The sequence below is a fragment of the Streptomyces sp. NPDC093094 genome, assembly GCF_044754345.1.
In the GTDB taxonomy this organism is placed as follows: Bacteria; Actinomycetota; Actinomycetes; order Streptomycetales; family Streptomycetaceae; genus Streptomyces.
Genome location: NZ_JBIVOX010000027.1, coordinates 73,405 through 93,976 on the forward strand (window position 1 = coordinate 73,405; position 20,572 = coordinate 93,976).

Genomic DNA, 20,572 nt, shown 5'->3' on the forward strand with positions numbered 1-20,572 from the left:
GGTTCGCCGATATTGGAGACGAGACACGATGATCCCGTTGTCGTTCGCGCAGCGCCGGCTGTGGTTCGTGGACCGGTTCGAAGGCCCTTCGCCGACCTACAACGGCGCTTTCGCCCTGCGGCTGACCGGAGAGCTGGACGAGGACGCGCTCAGGCAGGCGCTCCACGACGTCATCGACCGGCACGAGGTCCTGCGCACGGTGATCGTCGAGGACGACGACGGCGTCCCGCACCAGCGGGTGCTGCCGTCGGGCCAGGAGCCGTTCGGGCTGACGGTCGTCGAGGCCGCCGGCCAGGAACGGGCGGCGGCGGTCGCCGAGGCGGCCCGGCAGACCTTCGACCTGGCCGCCGACGTGCCGATACGCGCCAGACTGGTGCGGTGCGGACCGCGCGAGCACACCCTGGTGCTCGTCGTGCACCACATCGCCCTGGACGGGGAGTCCCTCGGACCGCTGCTCCGCGACCTCACCACGGCGTACTCGGCGCGCAGCGAGGGCGGGGCCCCGGCGTGGGAGCCGCTGCCGGTGCAGTACGCGGACTACACGCTGTGGCAGCGGGACGTGCTCGGCGACGAGTCCGATCCGGACAGCCTGGCGGCCGGGCAACTGGCGTACTGGCGCGAGACGCTGGCCGGTCTGGCGCAGCCGCTGGCGCTGCCGACGGACCGCCCGCGCCCCAGGGCGATGAGCTCCCGCGGCGATCTGGTCCGGTTCGGCATCGCTCCCGACCTGCTCAGGTCGGTGGAGACCCTGGCCGCGGAGCAGGACACCACGGTGTCGATGGTCATGCACTCGGCGCTGGCGGTCCTGCTGCACCACCTCGGATGCGGCGACGACGTGACCGTCGGCGCGCCGATCGCGGGCCGCACCGACGAGGAACTGCGCGACCTCGTCGGGTTCTTCGTCAACACCTGGGTGCTGCGCGTCGACCTCTCCGGGAACCCGACCTTCCGCCGGCTGCTGGAACGGGTGCGGGACCGGTCCCTGGGCGCGTACGACCACCAGGACATCCCGTTCGAGCGGCTGGTGGAGCTGCTGAACCCGGACCGGTCCACCGCCTACCACCCGTTCTTCCAGGTGATGCTCGCCTGGCAGGAGCCCCTGGGGGAGCTGGAGTTCGCCGGTCTCGACGTCGAGGCCGAGACGCTGGAGACCGGGACGGCCAAGTTCGACCTGTTCTTCAACATGGTCCCGGACGGATCGGGCGGCGCCGGAGTCCGCCTGGAGTACGCCACCGACCTGTTCGACCGGGACACGGCCGAGGCGCTCGCGGACCGGTTCGTGCGGGTGCTGGGCCGGCTCGTGGCCGACCCGGGGCGCCCGGTCGGCACCGTCGACGTGCTCGACGCGGCCGAACGGGACCTGCTGCTCGCCGGGTCCGGCGACAGCGCCGCCACGGTGTCCGGCCCGACGGTCCCGGAGCTGTTCGAGAGCCAGGCGGCCAGGACCCCGGACGCCCCGGCGGTCGTGTGCGACGGCCGGACGCTGACCTACCGGGAGCTGGACGACCGGGCGAACACCGTCGCGTGGGAGCTCGTCCGGCGCGGCGCCGGGCCGGAGGACCTGGTGGTGCTGGCGCTGCCGCGCACCGAGGACCTGGTGGCCGGCCTGCTCGGCATCCTCAAGTCCGGTGCGGGGTACGTGCCGATGGACCCGCAGTACCTCGGCGGGCGGGCGCGGGCCGTCCTGGCCGGGGCCCGCCCGCGGTTCGCGGTCACCGACACCGCGACCTGGCGGGAGCTGCCGCACGACGGCATCGCGGCCGTCCTCCTCGACGAGTGCGCGCACCGGGACGTGCCCGGGAGGGCGCCGGGCGACGCGGACCGGGTCGCGCCGCTCGGCCCGGACAACCTGGCGTACGTGATGTTCACGTCCGGCTCCACGGGCGAGCCGAAGGGCGCGGCGATCACCCACCGGGGCGTCGTCGACGGCGTGCGCGAACTGGTGCGCGTCATCGGCACGCCGCCCGGGTGGCGGATGCTCGCCGGCACCTCGGTCAACTTCGACGTCTCGGTCTTCGAACTGCTGACCACCCTGTCCACCGGTGGCACGGCCGAGGTGGTGCCGAACGCGCTGGCGCTCGGCGAGCGGGACGGCTGGGACGGCCAGGTCGTCAGCGCCGTCCCCTCGGTGTTCGGGGAACTGGTCGGTCATCTGCACAAGGCGGCCGGCGTACGGACCGTCGTGTTCGCGGGCGACGTGCTGCCGGCCCGGCTGGTGCGGCAGGTGCGCGAGGCCCTGCCCGGCGCGCGGATCGTGAACTCCTACGGACAGAGCGAGAGCTTCTACGCCACCGCCTTCTCCCTCGCGGGATCCGAGGAGTGGGCGGACGGCGACGTCGCCCCCATCGGCACCCCGCTGGGCAACATGCGCGCGTACGTGCTCGGCCCGGGACTCGCCCCGGTGCCGCCGGGCGTGATCGGTGAGCTGTACGTGGCCGGGACGTGCCTGGGCCGCGGCTACCACGGCCGCCCCGGAACGACCGCCGAGCGCTATGTGGCGGACCCCTTCGGCCCGGCCGGTGAGCGGATGTACCGCACGGGCGACCTGGCCCGCCGGAACGCGCGCGGCCTGCTGGAGTGCGTCGGCCGCGGCGACGGCCAGGTGAAGGTGCGCGGCTTCCGCATCGAGACGGCCGAGGTCGAGGCCGCGCTCACCGCGCACCCCGGCATCAGCGAGGCCGTGGTGGTCAGCCGGGAGGTGCCCTCGGGCGGACGGCGGCTCGTCGCGTACGTGGTGCACACCGGCGGAGGCGCCGTGGGCGACGACGGCGCCGGCGGGATCGGCGATGTGGATGTGCAGGCCGGGGCGTCGGCCGCCGAGCTGCGCAGATTCGTCGCGGCCCGGCTGCCCGACTACATGGTGCCGTCGGCGTTCGTGGCTCTCGGGCGGCTGCCGCTCGGGCCGACGGGCAAGCTGGACCGCAGGGCGCTGCCCGAGCCGGAGTTCACCGGCGAGGTCTACCGCGAGCCGCGCACCGAGGCCGAGAGGATCATCACCGAGGCGTACGCGGACGTCCTCGGTGTGGACCGGGTCGGTGCCGACGACGACTTCTTCACGGTGGGCGGGGACAGTCTGCGCTCGATCCAGGTCGTCGCGCGGGCCCGCGCCCGGGGCCTGGACCTCGGCACCCGGGAGATCTTCGAGTGCCGTACGGCGGCCCGGCTGGCCGAGGCGGTCGGCGCCCGCCGGAACCGGCTGCCCGTCCTCGCGGAGGACGCGGGCGGCGGCGTCGGCCCGATGCCGCTGCCGCCGGTGGCCCGGCACATGACCGAGCACGGCGGCGGGATGAACCGCTTCGCCATGTCGATGGTGCTGGACCTGCCCACGGGCATCGACGCGAGCGCGCTGGCCGCGACGCTGGACGCCGTGCTCGACCGGCACGACCTGCTGCGCGCACGGCTGGTGCCCGGCGACGAGCCCTTCCTCGACGTGCGGGAACAGGGCACCGTACGGGCCGCGGACCTGATCCACCGGGTCGCCTGCGACGGCCGGTGGGAGGAGCCGTCGTCCCTCCGGGCGGCGAGGGCCGCACTGGACGACGCCGTCGGACGGCTGGACCCGGAGGCCGGGACCATGGCGGACTTCGTCTGGTTCGCCGCGGACTCGGGCGAGGGCCGGCTGCTCGTGGTGCTGCACCACCTGGTGGTGGACGGCGTCTCCTGGCGCATCCTCATGGCGGACCTCGCCGAGGCGTGGCAGCAGGTCCGCTCCGGCGCCGCGCCCGGCCTGCCCGCGGTCGGCACGTCGGCCCGCCGCTGGGCGGCAGCGCTGGAGGACGAGGCGCTCTCCGAGGAACGGGAAGCGGAACTGGAGTACTGGCGGGATCTGCTGGAGACACCGGACCCCCCGCTGGGCACGCGGGCGTTCGACCCGGCGGTGGACGTGTGGTCCACGGTCGACACCGTGCGGGTGGAGCTGCCCGCCGACGTCACCGACGCGGTCCTGACCAGGCTTCCCGCCGCGTTCCGGGGCACCGGCACCGACGTCCTGCTCGCCGCGCTCGCCCTGGCGGTGAACCGGTGGCGCGGCACGGACCGTCCGGCCCTGGTCCGGCTGGAGGGACACGGCCGTGAGGAGGACGTCGTCCCCGGAGCCGATCTCTCCCGCACCGTCGGCTGGTTCACCAGCATGTACCCGGCCCGGATCGACGTGCGGGGCGTGGACCTGGACGACGTGCTGGCGGGCGGCCCCGCCGCCGGGAAGGCCGTCAAGCTGGTCAAGGAACAACTGCGCGCGGTCCCGGACAAGGGCATCGGCTACGGCCTGCTGCGCCACCTGAACCCGGAGACCGCCGCGCAGCTCGCCGAGTACCCGGTGCCGCAGATCGGGTTCAACTACCTGGGCCGGATCTCCGGCTCCGACGTGCCCGAGCACCTGCGCGCGCACGGATGGGGGCCGGCGTCCTGGTCCGCCGAGCTGATCGCGGCGCCCGACCCGGACCTGTCCGCGCTGTCCGCGCTGGAGGTCAGCTCGGTCGCCACGGACACCGCGGACGGCACCCGGCTGCAGGCCGCCTTCATGTTTCCCACCGGGGTGCTCTCCCGCGAGCGGACCTCCGAACTGGCCGGGCTGTGGGTGGAGGTGCTGCACGGCATGGCCGCGCACGCCGCCCGCCCGGACACCGGCGGGCTCACCCCCTCGGACGCCCCGCTGGTCCCCGTACGGCAGGGCGACATCGAGACCTGGGAGGAACGCTTCGGCCCGCTGGCCGAGGTGTGGCCGCAGGCCCCGGGCCAGTCCGGCATCCAGTTCCAGGCCGCGCTCGCCGACGGCACCTTCGACGTCTACCACATGCAGTTCGTGCTCCACCTGTCCGGGCACGTGGACCCGGCGCGCATGCGGGAGGCCGGACAGGCGCTCCTCCACCGGTACCCGAACCTGCGCTCCGCGTTCCTCACCACGGCCGACGGGGACCCCGTCCAGGTCGTGGCGGAACACGTCACCCTGCCCTGGCGGCACATCGACCTCACCGGCCGCGGCGAGGCCGAGCAGACCGCGGCGCTCGACCGGGCACTCGCCGACGACCGCGCCGACCGGCTCGACCCCACCCGGCCGCCGCTGATCCGGCTGGCCCTGCTCACCTGCGGACCGCAGCAGGCGAAACTCGTCGTCACGGCGCACCACACGCTGTTCGACGGCTGGTCGTCACCCCTGGTCATCAGGGAACTGGTCCAGCTGTACGCCGCGACCGGCGACCTCGCCCCGGTCCGCGGCTACGGCGACTACCTGGCCTGGCTGTCCCGGCAGGACCGGGACGCGTCGGCGGCCCGGTGGAAGGAGGAGCTCGCCGGACTCGACCAGCCCACCCTCATGGCGGCGGACCTCACCGCCGTCGGCGAGGCCACGGCCCTCGGACGCGTCGAGGTCCCCCTGTCCATCGACCAGGGGCGGGAACTCGCCCGGCGTGCCGCGGAACTCGGCGTCACCCTGAACACGCTGCTCCAGGGCGCGTGGGCGATCCTGCTCTCGAAACTGACCGGACGGCAGGACGTGGTGTTCGGTGCCGCCGTCAACGGCCGCCCGGCGGACCTGGCGGGCTCGGACGCGATGGTCGGCCTGTTCATCAACACCCTGCCGACCCGGGTGTTCTGCCGGCCCGGCGACAGCGTGAGCCAGGTCGTCACCGATCTGCAGGACCGGCAGACATCACTGCTCGACCACCACCACTACGGGCTGGCCGACATCCAGCGCGGCGTCGGACTGCCCTCCCTGTTCGACACCATCGTCGTGTTCGAGAACTACCCGATCGACCGCGAGGGCATCGTCGAGGCGAACGCGTCGGCGGGCTTCACGATCGACGCCATCCGGCCGTTCGCCGGCTCGCACTACCCGCTCACCCTCAACGCCTCCGACCCCTACCTGCGGCTCTCCCTCGACTACCAGACCACCCTCTACGGCCGCGACGACGCCGAGGCGATCGCCGCCCGGCTCGTGCGGGTGCTGGAACAGGTGCTGGAGGACCCGGCGACACCCGTCGGCGCCGTCGAGGTGCTGTCGGCCGGGGAACGGGACCGGCTGGTGCGGGAGATCAACGACACGGCCCGCCCGGTCGCCGAGGACACCCTGCCCGGCGCGTTCGAGGCCCAGGCGGCACGCACCCCCGGCCGGCCAGCACTGATCGGGGAGCACGAGACCCTGACCTACGAGGAGTTCAACCGGCGTGCCAACCGGCTGGCGCACTGGCTCGTCGCACAGGGCGCGGGCCCCGAACAGCTGGTCGCCGTGCGGATCCCCCGCTCCGTCGACCTGATGGTGGCGGTCTACGCGGTGGTGAAGGCCGGCGCGGCCTATCTGCCGGTGGACACGGAGCTGCCGGAGGACCGGGTGCGGCACGTGCTGGACAGCGCCCGGCCGCTGCTGGTGCTCGACGCGGACCTGCCCGACGTGTCCGGCCTGCCGGACACGGACCCCGGCGTCGCGCTGTCGCCGGACCATGCCGCGTACGTCATCTACACCTCCGGCTCCACCGGCGGCCCCAAGGGCGTGCAGGTGACACACCGGTCGATCATGAACCGGCTGAAGTGGGGTCTGGCGCACTTCGGCGTCGGGCCCGAGGACCGGGTGCTGCTGAGCACCACGGCGAGCTTCGACGTGTCGGTGCCGGAACTGTTCGCGCCGCTCCAGACCGGCGCCGCCGTCGTCGTCGCGCGCCCGGACGGACGCCGGGACCCGGCCTACCTGGCCGACCTGATCCGGCGGGAGGGGGTGACCGGCGCGGACTTCGTGCCCTCCCTGCTGGAGGCGTTCCTCGCCGAACCCGGGGCCAAGGAGTGCACCGGCCTGCGCTGGATCGAGGTCGCGGGCGAGGCGTTCCCGCCCGCGCTGGCCGACCGGGCCGTCGAGGTGCTGCCGGGCTGCGGGGTGCACAACCTCTACGGCCCCACCGAGGCGTCGGTTGAGGTCACCGCGCACCGGCACGTGCCGGGGGCGGACCGGGTGCCGATCGGCACGCCGGTGTGGAACACCCAGGTGTACGTGCTGGACACGGCACTGCGCCCGGTCCCGCCCGGAGTCGCCGGCGAGCTGTACCTGGCCGGCACCGGGCTCGCCCGCGGCTACCTGGGACGGACGGGGCTGACCGCGGACCGGTTCGTCGCCTGCCCCTTCGGCGGGCCCGGGACCCGGATGTACCGCACCGGCGATGTCGTGCGGTGGAACCGGGACGGCCAGGTCGAGTACCTCGGACGGGCCGACTTCCAGGTCAAGATCCGCGGGTTCCGCATCGAGCTGGGCGAGGTCGAGCAGGCGCTGACCGCGCACCCGGACGTCGACGCGGCGGTGGCCGTGGTGCGGGAGGACCGCCCCGGCGACCAGCGCCTGGTCGCGTACGTGGTGACAGGCACGGCGGATCCGGCCGGACCGGACCTCACGGCCCTGACGGCCCTGGCCAGGGAGCGGCTGCCGGAGTACATGGTCCCCTCGGCGATCGTGCCGCTCGCGGCCCTCCCCGCCACACCGAGCGGGAAGCTCGACCGCAAGGCGCTGCCCGCACCCGGTTCCACCGGGGACGCGGCCACCGCACGAGGGCCGCGCAACCCCACCGAGGAAGTCCTGTGCCGGCTGTTCGCCGAGCTGCTCGGCGTGCAGGAGGTCGGCATCGACGCCGACTTCTTCGCCCGCGGCGGGCACTCGCTGCTGGCCACCCGGCTGATCGGCCGGATACGCAACGAACTCGACGTCGACGTGAAGGTCACCACCGTCTTCCGCAGTCCGACCGTCGCCCGGCTGGCGGCACGGATCGAGGAACTGGCCACGTCCCACCGCCCCCGGCCGCGCCCGACGCTGCGTCCGATGAATGTGTAGGAGTACGCCGATGATCCCGTTGTCCTTCGCCCAGCGTCGGCTGTGGTTCCTCCACCGGCTGGAAGGCCCGTCCGCGACCTACAACATCCCGTTCGTGCTGCGCCTGGACGGGCCGCTGGACACGGCGGCCCTGGCGGCGGCGGTGGCGGACGTCGTCACCCGGCACGAGAGCCTGCGCACCCTGGTCGTCGAGGACGCGGACGGCACGCCCGGGCAGCGGATCCTGCCCCCGCAGGAGGCGGCCCCGCGGTTCCGGGTGGCCGACACGGCGGCGGACGCGGTGGAGCGCGCGATGCGCGAGGCGGCGTGCGAGGGCTTCGACCTGGACACGGAACTCCCCTTGCGGACCACCGTCCTGCGGGTCTCCCCGCAGGAGCACGTGCTGGTGTTCGTGTTCCACCACATCGCCGCGGACGGGGCGTCGATGGCGCCGTTCCTGCGGGACCTGCTGGCGGCGTACGCGGCCCGCCTCCAGGGGGCTGCGCCGCGATGGGCCCCGCTCACGGTGCAGTACAAGGACTACACGCTGTGGCAGCGCGAGGTGCTGGGCGAGGAGGACGACCCGGAGAGTGTCGCCGCGGCGCAGCTGGAGCACTGGCGCGGGGAACTGGCCGGGGTGCCGCAGCCGGTGCAGCTGCCGCTGGACCGGCCGCGGCCCACGGCGGCCGGCCGTCACGGCGGCCATGTCGACTTCGAGCTGGACGCGGAACTGCTCACCGGGATCGGGAAGCTGGCCGCGGAGCACGGTGCCACGGCACCGATGGTCGCCCAGGCCGTGCTCGCGGTGCTCCTGCACCATCTCGGCGCCGGCGACGACCTCACGATCGGCAGCCCGATCGAGGGGCGTGCCGACGAGCAGCTCGACGAGCTGATCGGGTTCTTCGCCAACACCTGGGTGCTGCGCGTCGACCTGTCGGGGAACCCGTCGTTCGGCGCGCTGCTGGAGCAGGTGCGGGACCGGGCTCTGGCCGCGTACGACAACCAGGACGTGCCCTTCGAGCGTCTGGTGGAGCTGCTGGGGCCGGAGCGCACCACCGCCTACCAGCCGCTGTTCCAGGTGATGCTGGCCTGGCAGTTCGAGTGGGGGCAGCCGGACATACCGGGTCTGCGGGTCACTCCCGTCCCGGCGGGCACCGGCACCGCGAAGTTCGACCTGTTCTTCAACATCGTCCCGGCCCCGTCCGGGGGCGCGTACGGGCGGCTGGAGTACGCGACGGAGCTGTTCGACCACCGTACGGCCGAGAGTTTCGCCGACCGCTACGTGCGGGTGCTGCGGCAGGTGGTCGCGGACTCCGGGACGCGGATCGGCCGGGTGGACGTGCTCACCGGCGCCGAACGGGACCGGCTCGCGCGGCTGAGCGGGACGACGGCGGCGGTGCCCGCGGCGACGGTGCCGGAGCTGGTCTCGGCCCAGGCGGCGCGGACACCCGACGCGACGGCGGTGGTGTCCGGGCGGACCGTGCTGTCGTACCGGGAACTGGACGCCCGCGCCGGGCGGCTGGCGGCGGTGCTGCGGGACCGTGGTGTCGGGCCGGACGTCCTGGTCGCCGTGGTACTGCCGCGATCCGCGGAACTGGTGGTCGCGCTGCTCGCCGTGCTCAGGGCCGGCGGCGCCTATCTGCCCGTCGACCCCGGCCATCCGGCCGCCCGGACCGGTCTGCTGCTCGGCACGGCCGGACCGGCGCTGGTCCTGACCGATCACCGCACGGCGGCGACGGTGGCCGGGTGCCGGCAGCCGGTGCTGCATCTCGACGACCTGCATCTCGACGACCTGCGCCTCGACGCCGATGCCGATGCCGATGCCGGAGCCGGACCCGGGGCCCCCGGTGTCCGGGTCCGGCCGGACGGCCTGGCCTATGTGATGTTCACCTCCGGTTCGACCGGGACCCCCAAGGGCGTCGCCGTCACCCATGCCGGTGTGGTCAACGGGGTGCGGGACCTGCGGCGGATCGTGGGCGTCGAGGAGGGGTCCCGGATGCTCGCCGCGACCTCGGTGAACTTCGACGTCTCCGTGTTCGAGATGTTCACCGCGCTCACCACCGGGGCGAGCGTGGAGATCGTCCGGGACGTGCTCGAACTCGCCGAACGCGGCGGCTGGTCGGGCACCACCGTCAGCGCCGTGCCCTCGGTGTTCTCCGCGCTGCTGGACGAGGACGTCGACCTCGACGTGCGGACCGTCGTCCTCGCCGGTGAGGCGCTCCCGGCCGACCTGGTCCACAAGGTGCGCCGGGCCTGCCCCGGTGCCCGTGTCGTCAACGCCTACGGACAGACCGAGAGCTTCTACACCTCCGCCTTCACGCTCCCGCAGCGGTGGACCGGGACCGGCGCGGTCCCGGTCGGACAGCCCCTGGCCAACATGCGCGCCCATGTGCTGGGGCCGGAGCTGACCCCGGTCCCGCCGGGTGTGACCGGCGAACTGTACGTCGGCGGTCCCCTCGCCCGCGGCTACCACCGGGACGGCGGGGCGACCGCGCAGCGGTTCGTCCCCTGCCCCTTCGGCCCGGCCGGCGCGCGGATGTACCGCACCGGCGACCTGGCCCGCTGGGACGAGGACGGCCGCCTGGTCTACGCGGGACGGGCCGACACCCAGGTGAAGGTCAACGGGATCCGCCTCGACCCGACCGAGATCGAGACCGTCCTCGCCCGGCATCCCGCGGTCGGCGGGGCGGCGGTCGTGGTGCGGGAGGACCCCGCAGGCGGCGGCCGGCTCGTCGGCTACGTGGCGCCGGCGGGGGACACCGGGGTCCCGGTGGCGGATCTGCGGCGGTACACGGCCGAGCGGCTGCCGGACTACATGGTGCCCGCCCTGTTCGTGGTGCTGGACCGGCTGCCGCTCACCGCGAACGGCAAGCTGGACCGGGCCGCGCTGCCCGAGCCGGAGTTCACCGGCACCGAGTACCGGGCCCCGCGCGGCGAGACGGAACGGATCCTGGCCGAGGTGTACGCGGACGTGCTCGGCACCGGACGGGTGGGCGTCGACGACGACTTCTTCACCAGCGGCGGGGACAGCATCCGTTCGATCCAGGTCGTCGCACGGGCCAGGACACGCGGCGTGCTGCTCAGCACACGGGAGATCTTCGAGCACCGCACGGTCGCCCGGCTCGCGGAACTGGCCGGGGCGCGGACCGAGGACGAACGCGTGACCCTCCCCGAGCTGCCGGGCGGCGGCGTCGGCTGGGCGCCGCTGCCGCCGACGGCGGCGCACGTGCTCGCCCTCGGCGGCGGCCTCGGCCGGTTCTGCATGTCCGCGCTGCTGACCCTGCCCGAGGACATCGACCGCGCGGGGCTGCTCGCGACGGTGCAGGCCCTGCTGGACCGGCACGACGCCCTGCGCTCCCGGCTCGACCGGGAGACGCCGGGCCTGTGGACGGAACCGGCCGGCAGCGCGGACGCCGGCGCGCTGCTGCGGGAGATCCCCTACGACGACGCCGATGTGCAGACCGAGCTGGACGCGGCCGCGGGTCGGCTGGACCCGGACGCGGGCGTCATGGCGCAGTTCGTGCGGTTCACCTCCGCCACGGACGCGGACCGGCTGCTGATCGTGCTGCACCATCTGGTCGTCGACGGTGTCTCCTGGCGGATCCTGGTGCCGGACCTGGTGTCCGCCTGGCAGCGGGTCCGTGACGGCCGCGCCCCGCGGCCGGCCGGGACGGGCACCTCGCTGCGGCGGTGGGCGCACGCGCTGGCCGACGAGGCGGCCGCCCCGCGGCGGGTGGCGGAACTGCCCGTGTGGCAGGAGATCCTGCGCGAGCAGGAGCCCGTGCTCGGACGACGGGAGCTGGATCCCGCACGCGACGTCGCGGCCACCGTGGACACGGTGCGCGTCCGGGTGCCGGCCGAGGTCACCCACGCCCTGCTGACCACGGTGCCCGCGGTGTTCCGGGCCGGTGCCGACGACGGGATGCTGACCGGGCTGGCCCTGGCGCTGGCCCGCTGGCGCCGGGGCCGGGACACGGCGGGCGCCCCGGCGCACCCGGCCTCCTCGGCCCTGGTGCGGCTGGAGGGACACGGCCGGGAGGAGCACCTGGTGCCCGGCGCGGACCTGTCCGGCACGGTCGGCTGGTTCACCGCGATGTTCCCGGTACGGCTGGACCTGGCCGGCATCGACGTGGCGGACGCGTTCACCGGCGGTCCCGCCGCCGGACGGGCGCTCAAGGCCGTCAAGGAGCAGCTGCGCGCGGTGCCGGACGACGGCATGGGCTACGGCCTGCTGCGCCGGCTCAACCCGCGCACCGCCGCCGCGCTGGCCGGAGCGCGGCAGCCGCAGATCGGGTTCAACTACCTGGGCCGCTCCTCCGGCGCGGACATCCCCGAGGAGCTGCGGGGCCTGGGCTGGGCACCGGACACCACGCACCGGGACCTGATCGCCGCGCCCGACGCGGACATGCCGGTGCTGTCGGCGCTGGAGATCAACGCGGTGACCACCGGCACCCCCGGCGGTGACGAGCTGACCGCCTGGTTCGGCTTCCCGGCCGGTGTGCTCTCCCGCGAGGAGGTGACCGAGCTGGCCGGGCTGTGGGTCGAGGCGCTGACCGCCCTGGCCCGGCACGCCACGAGCCCCGGCGCCGGCGGGCTGACCCCGAGCGACGCACCCCTGGTCGAGGTGGGCCAGGCGGAGATCGACACCTGGGAGGCCCGGTTCGGGAAGCTGGCCAGGGTGTGGCCGGCGACCCCGGTGCAGTCCGGGATGCTCTTCCACACGATGATGGCCGCGTCCGCCTCGTCCTCGTTCGACGCCTACCACATGCAGCTGGTGTTCCCGCTGTCCGGCGAGGTCGACCCCGAGCGGATGCACCGGGCCGCGCAGGCACTGCTGGCACGTCACGCCGGCCTGCGCGCGGCGTTCGTCGACCGGGCGGACGGCGACGTGGTGCAGGTGGTGCCGGAGACGGCGTCCCTGCCCTGGCGGCATCTCGACCTGACCGCGGCCGGTGAGACGGAGCGGACCGAGGAGTTCGAGCGGTTCCTCGCCGAGGACCGGGCCGCCCGCTTCGACACGGGCGCCCCGCCGCTGATCCGGATGGCTCTCGCCGTCCTCGGACCCGGCCGCACCGAACTCGTGATGACCGCCCACCATGTGCTCGTCGACGGCTGGTCCATGCCGCTGCTGATGCAGGACCTGCTGCTGCTCTACGCGTCCGACGGCGACCTGGCCGCGCTGCCCCCGGCCCGCGACTTCGGCGCGTTCCTCGCCTGGCGCGCCCGCCAGGACGAGGAGGAGTCCGCACGGGTGTGGGCGGCCGAGCTCGACGGGGTCGGGGAACCGACCCTGCTCGCCCCCGGCGCGGACGGCGCGGGCGAGGGCGTCGGCCAGGTCGACGTCGCGCTGCCCGCCGACGAGGCCCGCGCGCTGGGCCGGCGCGCCGCCGAACTGGGCGTCACCCTCAACACCCTGGTCCAGGGCGCCTGGGCCCTGCTGCTCGGGCAGCTCACCGGCCGCCAGGACGTGGTGTTCGGCGCCACCGTCTCCGGGCGCCCGCCCGCCGTGCCGGACGTCGGCTCGACGGTCGGGATGTTCATCAACACCCTTCCCGTACGGGTCGGGTACGCGCCCGGCGACACCCTCGCCGAGATCCTCACCCGGCTGCAGAACCGGCAGGCCGGTCTCCTGGACCACCACCATCACGGGCTCGCGCAGATCCAGCAGGCCGCCGGTCTGCCGGCCCTCTTCGACACGCTGGTCGTCTTCGAGTCGTACCCGGTCGACCGGGAGGGCCTGGAGTCCGCCGCCGACGCGGCGGACGGGATCACCTTCACCGGTCTGCGCGCGGCCACGGCCACCCACTACCCGCTGACGCTGATGGCGGCGGCCGACCCGCACCTCCAGCTCGTCCTCCAGTACACGCGGGGCGTCCTCGACCGGGCCGCGGCCGAGGTGCTTGCCGGGCGCCTCGTGCGGGTCCTGCGGCAGCTGGCGGCCGACCCCGGGCTGAGGGCCGCGCACCTCGACGTCCTGGACCCGGCCGAACGGGAGCGGCTGCCGGCCGAGTCCGAGGGCACCGCCGTCCCGGTACCGGACGTCACGGTCACCGGCCTCGTCGAGGCGCAGGCGGCGCGGACCCCCGACGAGGTCGCCGTGGTCGCCGGGGGCGAGTCGCTGACGTACCGCGAGGTGACGGCCCGGGCGGACCGCCTGGCGGGCGAACTGGTCCGGCGCGGGGTGGGCCCGGAGTCGCTGGTCGCGGTGTCGCTGCCGCGGTCGGCGGACCTGGTCGTCGCCCTGCTCGCGGTCCTGAAGGCGGGCGGCGCCTATCTGCCGGCCGACCCCAGGTATCCCGGCCACCGCCTCGCGGCGATCCTGGAGGAGGCACGGCCGCACCTCGTCCTGACGGACTCCGCGACGGCCGCGGTGCTGCCGCCGCACGCCGCCCCGGACGTCCTCCTCGACACGCCCGTCCCGGGCGGGGACGACATCGGCCCCCGCCCGGCGCTCCACGCGGAGCAGCTGGCGTACGTGATGTACACCTCCGGCTCCACCGGCAGGCCCAAGGGCGTCGCCGTCACCCACCGCTGCGTGGTCAACGGTGTGCTGCGGCTCGCCTCCCGCGTGGGCATGGAGCCGGGCAAGCGGCTCCTGGCGGGCACCTCGGTCAACTTCGACGTCTCCGCGTTCGAGATCTTCACGACCCTCGCCGCCGGCGGCGTCGTCGAACTGGTCCGGGACGTCCTGGTCCTGGGCGAACGTGAGGGCTGGAGCGGCGGAGTCGTCTCCACCGTGCCCTCCGCCTTCGCCGAACTCGTCGACCGGCTCCCCGCCGGCACCGCCGTGGAGACGGTCGTCTTCGCCGGCGAGGCCCTGCCCTCCTCGCTCGTGGAGAGGACGAGGGCGGCCCTCCCGGGCGTACGGGTGGTCAACGCCTACGGGCAGAGCGAGTCGTTCTACGCCACCGCCTTCACCGTCGGCGAGGACACCGGGGCCCCGGCGGGCAGCGCGCCCCTCGGCACCCCGCTCGGCAACATGCGGGCCTACGTCCTCGGTCCCGGCCTCACCCCGGTGCCGCCGGGCGCGGTCGGCGAGCTGTACGTCGGCGGGCACGTGGGCCGCGGCTACCGGGGCCGCGCCGGCCTGACCGCCGAGCGTTTCGTCGCCGACCCGTTCGGTCCGGCCGGCGCGCGCATGTACCGCACCGGTGATCTCGCCCGCCGGGACGACGAGGGCCGGCTGGTGTACGAGGGCCGCGGGGACGCACAGGTCAAGGTGCGCGGCTTCCGCGTCGAGCCCGGCGAGGTCGAGGCCGCGGTCGCCGCGCACCCCGCTGCCGCCCGGGCCGCCGTCGTCGCCCGTGACGGGAGCGGCGGCAAGCGGCTCGTCGCCTACGTGGTGCCGTCGGGCGAGACCTCCGCCGAGGAGCTCCGCCGGTTCACCGGCGAGCGGCTGCCCGAGTTCATGGTGCCGTCCGCGTTCGTGCTCCTGGACCGGCTGCCGCTGATGCCCAACGGCAAGCTGGACCGGGCCGCGCTGCCCGAGCCGGAGTTCACCGGCACCGAGTACCGGGCGCCCGGCACCCCCCGGGAGAAGGCCCTGGCCGGGCTGTTCGCCGAGGTGCTCGGGGTGGACCGGGTCGGCGTCGACGACGGCTTCTTCGAGCTCGGCGGGCACTCCCTGCTCGCCACCCGGCTGATCAGCCGCGCCCGCGCCGAGCTGGGGATCGAGATACCCATCCGCAAGATCTTCGACCTGCCGACGGTGGCCGCGCTCGCCGCGTGGTCGCAGGAGTCCGCGGCTCCCCGTCGTCCCAGTCTGCGTCAGATGACCGTCAGGAGTGAGGCATGATCCCGCTGTCGTTCGCCCAGCGCCGTATGTGGTTCCTGCACCAGCTGGGGGGCGGGGCGGAGACCTGGAACATGACGGGCTCGTTCCGGCTGACCGGCCCGCTGGACCAGGACGCCCTCGTCGCCGCGATCCGTGACGTGGTCGGCCGGCACGAGATCCTGCGCACCACGTATCCGACGGACGACGACGGTGAGCTCTCCTCGCGGATCCTGCCGGTGCACGAGGCGTCGCCGCGGGTGCCGGTGGTCGACGTGACGCCCGCGCAGGTGTTCGCGGCGATCGACGAGGCCGTCGCGCACCGGTTCGACCTGGCGGCCGAGATCCCCTTCCGGGCGACCCTGCTGCGCAGCTCGCCCGAGGAGCACGTCCTGGTCCTGGTCATCCACCACATCGCCACGGACGGCAGTTCGACCGCGCCGATGATGCGGGACCTGATCGAGGCGTACACCGCCCGCCGCGGCGGGCGGGCACCGGCGTGGGAGCCGCTGCCCGTGCAGTACCGGGACTACACGCTGTGGCAGCGCGAGGTGCTCGGCGATCCGGCCGACCCGGACAGTCTCGCCGCGACGCAGATCGCGTACTGGCGCGGGGAACTGGCAGGGGTGCCGCAGCCGCTGGACCTGCCGCTGGACCGCCCGCGGCCCGTGACCGCGAGCACGGACGGCGACACGGTCGGCATCACGGTGGCACCCCGGGTGGCGGCCGGACTGGAGAAGCTGGCCGCCGGGCGCGGGATGACCATGTCGATGGTCATGCAGGCCGCGGTGGCGGTGCTGCTGAGCCGGCTCGGCGGCGGGGACGACCTGACGATCGGCACCCCGATCGCCGGGCGGACGGACGAGGCGCTGGCCGATCTCGTCGGGCTCTTCGCCAACACCCTGGTGGTGCGCGTGGACCTCTCCGGCGACCCGTCGTTCGCCGAGGTGCTCGACCGGGTGCGCGACAAGGCGCTGGCGGCCTACGAGCACCAGGACGTGCCGTTCGAGATGCTGGTCGAGTCGCTCAACCCCGACCGCTCCACGGCGTACCAGCCGCTGTTCCAGGTGCTGTCCGCCTGGCAGAACTACGCGCGCCGGACCCTCGAACTCCCCGGTCTCGACGTGGAGTTCCAGCAGGCCCTCACCTCGACCACCCAGGCCGACCTGTACTTCAGCATGATCGTGGACGAGTCGGGGACGCTGCGGTGCGACATCCAGTACGCGACCGCGCTGTTCGACCGGGACACGATCGAGGCCATGGCCGCCCGGTTCGTACGGGTCCTGGAGCAGCTGGCCGCCGACCCGGGACGGTGCGTGGGCGACGTCGACGTGCTGCTCCCGGGGGAGCGGGAACGGCTGCTCCGGGAGGTGAACGACACCGCCGAGCCGACCCTGGAGGCGGGACTGGAGGAGGCGGTGCGCCGGCAGGCACGGGCCACACCGGAGGCGCTCGCGCTCATCGGCGAGGAGGAGTCGCTGACCTACCGGGAGCTCGACGCACGGTCCGACAGGCTGGCGCACTGGCTGACCGGGCGCGGAGTGCGGGCGGAGTCCCTGGTCGCCGTGCGCCTGCCCCGGTCCGTGGAGCTGGTGGTGGCGCTGCTGGCGGTGCTGAAGGCCGGCGGGGCCTACGTCCCCGTCGACCCGGATCATCCGCAGTCCCGGATCGACCACGTCCTCGGCCATTGCGAGCCCGTGCTGGTGCTCGACGCCGAGATGCTGGCCGGTGCGGACCTCCAGGGATGCCCGCGGCCGGCCCCGCGGCCGGTCGTGCGGCCGGACAACGCCGCGTACGTGATCTACACGTCCGGGTCGACGGGAACCCCGAAGGGGGTGGCCGTCTCGCGGGGCGCGCTCGCGAACTACCTGGCCACCACGGGGCGGCGGATCCCGCTGTCGTCCGCGGACCGGATGCTGTTCAGCACGACGGTGTCGTTCGACATCGCGGGCACCGAGCTGTTCCTCCCGCTGGTCCGCGGGGCGGCCGTGGTGGTGGCGGGGAAGGACACGCTCACCGATCCGTCGGCCGTGGTGGCGACGATGCGGCGCCACGGCGTCACCGTGGTGCAGTCCACGCCCGCGTTCTGGCAGATGCTGCTGACGGGCGAGCCGGCCGCCGCCGAGGGCCTGCGGATCATGGTCGGCGGTGAGGCCCTGCCGGTCCGGCTGGCGGAGACCCTCGCGGACCGGGCCGCCGAGGTGAGCAACTGGTACGGCCCGACCGAGACGACGATCTGGTCGACCACGGCGCCCGTGAAGGCGGGGGCGGGCGTGCCGGTGATCGGGGAGCCGATCGGGAACACCCAGGTGTACGTGCTCGACTCGCGGCTGCGCCCGGTTCCGCGCGGGGTCCGGGGCGATCTGTACATCGCCGGCGACGGGGTGGCCCGCGGGTACCAGAACCGGCCGGACCTGACCGCGGAGCGGTTCGTGGCGTGCCCGTTCGGCCCGGCCGGTGCGCGGATGTACCGCACCGGGGACCTGGTGCGGTGGGACAGGGACGGCCGGCTGGAGTACATCGCGCGCAGCGACTTCCAGGTCAAGGTCCGGGGCTACCGGATCGAGCTGGGCGAGATCGAGCATGTGCTGGCGGGGCACCCCGGTGTGGCGCAGGCGGCGGCCGTGGTGCGCGAGGACCAGGAGGACGACAGGCGCATCGTGGGCTACGTGGTGCCCGTGCCCGGTGCCGCGGTGACCGACGCCGAGCTGTCCGCGTACCTGCGGGAGCGTCTCCCGGACTACATGGTGCCCTCCGCGGTGATCGCGCTGCCGGAGATCCCGCTGACCCCGAACGGCAAGCTCGACCGGCGGGCCCTGCCGTCGGCGCCCGCGCGCACCGCCGCCGGCCGGGGCCCGCGCAACGCGCACGAGGAGAAGCTGTGCTCCCTCTTCGGCACCCTGCTCGGGGTGGACCGGGTCGGCATCGACGACAGCTTCTTCGCGCTCGGCGGGCACTCGCTGATGGCCACCCGGCTCAGCGCCGCCGTCCGCAGGCAGTTCGGCGTCGAGATGCCGATGACCACGATCATCAAGTACCCCACGGTGGCCGAGCTGGCCGCACTGGTGCTCGTCGGCGGCATCCCCGACGACGAGGCCGACTCCTACGCGGTGGTGCTGCCGCTGCACGGCGACCCCGGCACGGGGAAGCCGCCGATGTGGTTCTTCCACGGCGGGGGCGGGCTGGGCTGGTCGTACTACAGCTTCGCCCCGTACGTACGGGACCGGCCGGCCTACGCCCTGCAGTCCCGCGGCTCCGACGGCACGGGCGCGCTGGCGGGGTCGGTGGAGGAGATGGTCGAGGACTACGTCGCCCGGATCCTGGAGATCCAGCCGGAGGGGCCCTTCCATCTGGTCGGCTGGTCCTACGGCGGCCCGGTCGCGCACGCCGCGGCGGCCGCGCTCGACGAGCGGGGGCACGAGGTCGCGCTGCTGGCCGTCCTGGACGCCCAGCCGGGCAGCGGGTTCAGGCAGCTGGCGGGCTGGAAGCCGGAGACCTACCGGCAGGAGATCGAGGAACAGTTCAGCCAGTACCTGAACACCCGCACCATGGACGAGTTCCTGGACAACATGGCGCGGGTCGGCGCCAACAACATGTGCGTCATGGCGGAGTTCGAGTCACCGGTCTACCGCGGTGACGTGCTGTTCTTCAACGCGGCGGCGGACAAGGACGAGTCGTGGGCGCCGCTGTGGCGGCCGCACGTCCTCGGCTCGGTCGAGTCGTACGACGTGCACGCCACGCACGACGACTTCCACATGCCCGGACCCGTGGCCGACATCTTCGAGGTCATCGACCGCAAGCTCGCGCAGTGACCGGACCCGGAAGATCCGGGGCCGGTGCAACGAACCGTCGAACGGAAGATTGGGGTTGATCGGGGTGACCGAACCCGGCATGTCCGCGGGACACGGGGACCGGACCACGCTGCTGTGCGTGCCGTTCGCGGGAGCGGGTCCTTCGTTCTTCCACCCGTGGCGGGAGGCGGCCGGCGACCGGTGGCGGGTGGTCCCGGTCTCCCTGCCCGGCAGGGAGCGGCGGCTCCTGGAGACGCCGTACCGCGATGTTTCCGAAGCGGCCAGGAGCGAGATCGACCGCATCGCCGAGGACCTCGGCGAGGGAGCGCGGACCGTGCTGTTCGGGCACAGCCTGGGCGCGGTGCTCGCGTACGAGCTGGCGCATCTGCTGATCGCCCGCGGCATGCACGTCGAACGGCTGGTCGTCAGCGGTTCGCCGGGACCGTGGACCCGGCGCGAGAGGCGGGCGTCGGGGCTCGGGGACGAGGAGTTCCTCGCCAGGGTCGAGGAGTTCGCGGGCTTCCGGCACGAGGCGCTCGACCACCCCGAGATGCGTGAGCTGATCCTCCCCGCGCTCCAGGCCGACTGCGAGATGCACGAGAACTACGTCCCGAGCACCGGCGCACCGCTGCCGGTGCCGATCTGCTCGCTGCGCGGCGACCGCGACGGCCTGGTCACCGCGCAGGAGGCCCGGCAGTGGCGGGACTCGACTACGAGCGACTTCGGCTGTGCGGAGTTCCCCGGCGACCACATGTACCTGGTCGACGCCTGCCGGGAGGTGCTGGACGTGATCGAGGCGCAGTCCGCACCCGGTGACAGCCGGACGGCGGACCCGGCGGGGAGGGCACGGGCCGGCCGTGAAGGAGCCGTACCTCTCGGCCGGCCCTGAGCGGGCCGCGGTGCGTGCGCCCGCAAGGCGGAGGAGGGCGCCGGGGCGACAGGGCTCCCCCGCGCGAGCGGAGCCGGGCGTGCCTTCTTCCGGGGAGCGTGTGCCGGGGCCGCGACATCGGCATGATCCGGATGCCGGCCCTGGGGGCCGGGCCGCGCGTCCGGCAGGCGGGTGCGACCCGGACCGCCGCGGCGGGGGGGGGGGGGGGGGGGGGGGGGGGGGGGGGGGGGGGGGGGGGGCGCCGCCCCCCCCCCCCCCCGGGCGGGGGGGGGGGGGGGGGGGGGGGGGCCCCCCGGGCCGGTCGGTGGCACGCCCCGCTCACTCATTAATAATAGTTG

The 20,572-nt window shown here is 74.3% G+C and carries 4 protein-coding genes; all 4 read left to right on the plus strand.

From position 1 onward, the window contains the following. The first annotated feature begins 28 nt into the window (after nucleotides 1–28). The 4 genes from ACIQGV_RS36320 to ACIQGV_RS36335 all read left to right on the plus strand — a co-directional run bounded on the left by ACIQGV_RS36320 (nucleotide 29) and on the right by ACIQGV_RS36335 (nucleotide 20,234). Nucleotides 29–7,804, plus strand: coding sequence for an amino acid adenylation domain-containing protein (locus tag ACIQGV_RS36320; RefSeq protein ID WP_402502891.1), 7,776 nt, complete (start codon nucleotides 29–31; stop codon nucleotides 7,802–7,804). A gap of 10 nt (nucleotides 7,805–7,814) precedes the next feature. Then, a complete protein-coding gene (locus ACIQGV_RS36325) occupies nucleotides 7,815–15,578 on the plus strand; it encodes an amino acid adenylation domain-containing protein (RefSeq protein WP_402502893.1) in 7,764 nt (2,587 codons plus the stop codon). Continuing rightward, entirely contained in the window at nucleotides 15,575–19,366 is a 3,792-nt protein-coding gene (locus ACIQGV_RS36330; protein WP_402502895.1) for an amino acid adenylation domain-containing protein, read from the plus strand. Before ACIQGV_RS36325 ends, ACIQGV_RS36330 begins: the two co-directional genes overlap by 4 nt. A 79-nt stretch (nucleotides 19,367–19,445) precedes the next feature. Next, entirely contained in the window at nucleotides 19,446–20,234 is a 789-nt protein-coding gene (locus ACIQGV_RS36335; RefSeq protein WP_402502898.1) for a thioesterase II family protein, read from the plus strand. Nucleotides 20,235–20,572: the final 338 nt, after the last annotated feature.

Bases quoted from the DNA above. Each gene is read 5' to 3' on its own strand.
- ACIQGV_RS36325 (WP_402502893.1), top strand. From the start codon at position 7,815: ATGATCCCGTTGTCCTTCGCCCAGCGTCGGCTGTGGTTCCTCCACCGG.
- ACIQGV_RS36330 (WP_402502895.1), top strand. From the start codon at position 15,575: ATGATCCCGCTGTCGTTCGCCCAGCGCCGTATGTGGTTCCTGCACCAG.
- ACIQGV_RS36335 (WP_402502898.1), top strand. From the start codon at position 19,446: ATGTCCGCGGGACACGGGGACCGGACCACGCTGCTGTGCGTGCCGTTC.
- ACIQGV_RS36320 (WP_402502891.1), top strand. From the start codon at position 29: ATGATCCCGTTGTCGTTCGCGCAGCGCCGGCTGTGGTTCGTGGACCGG.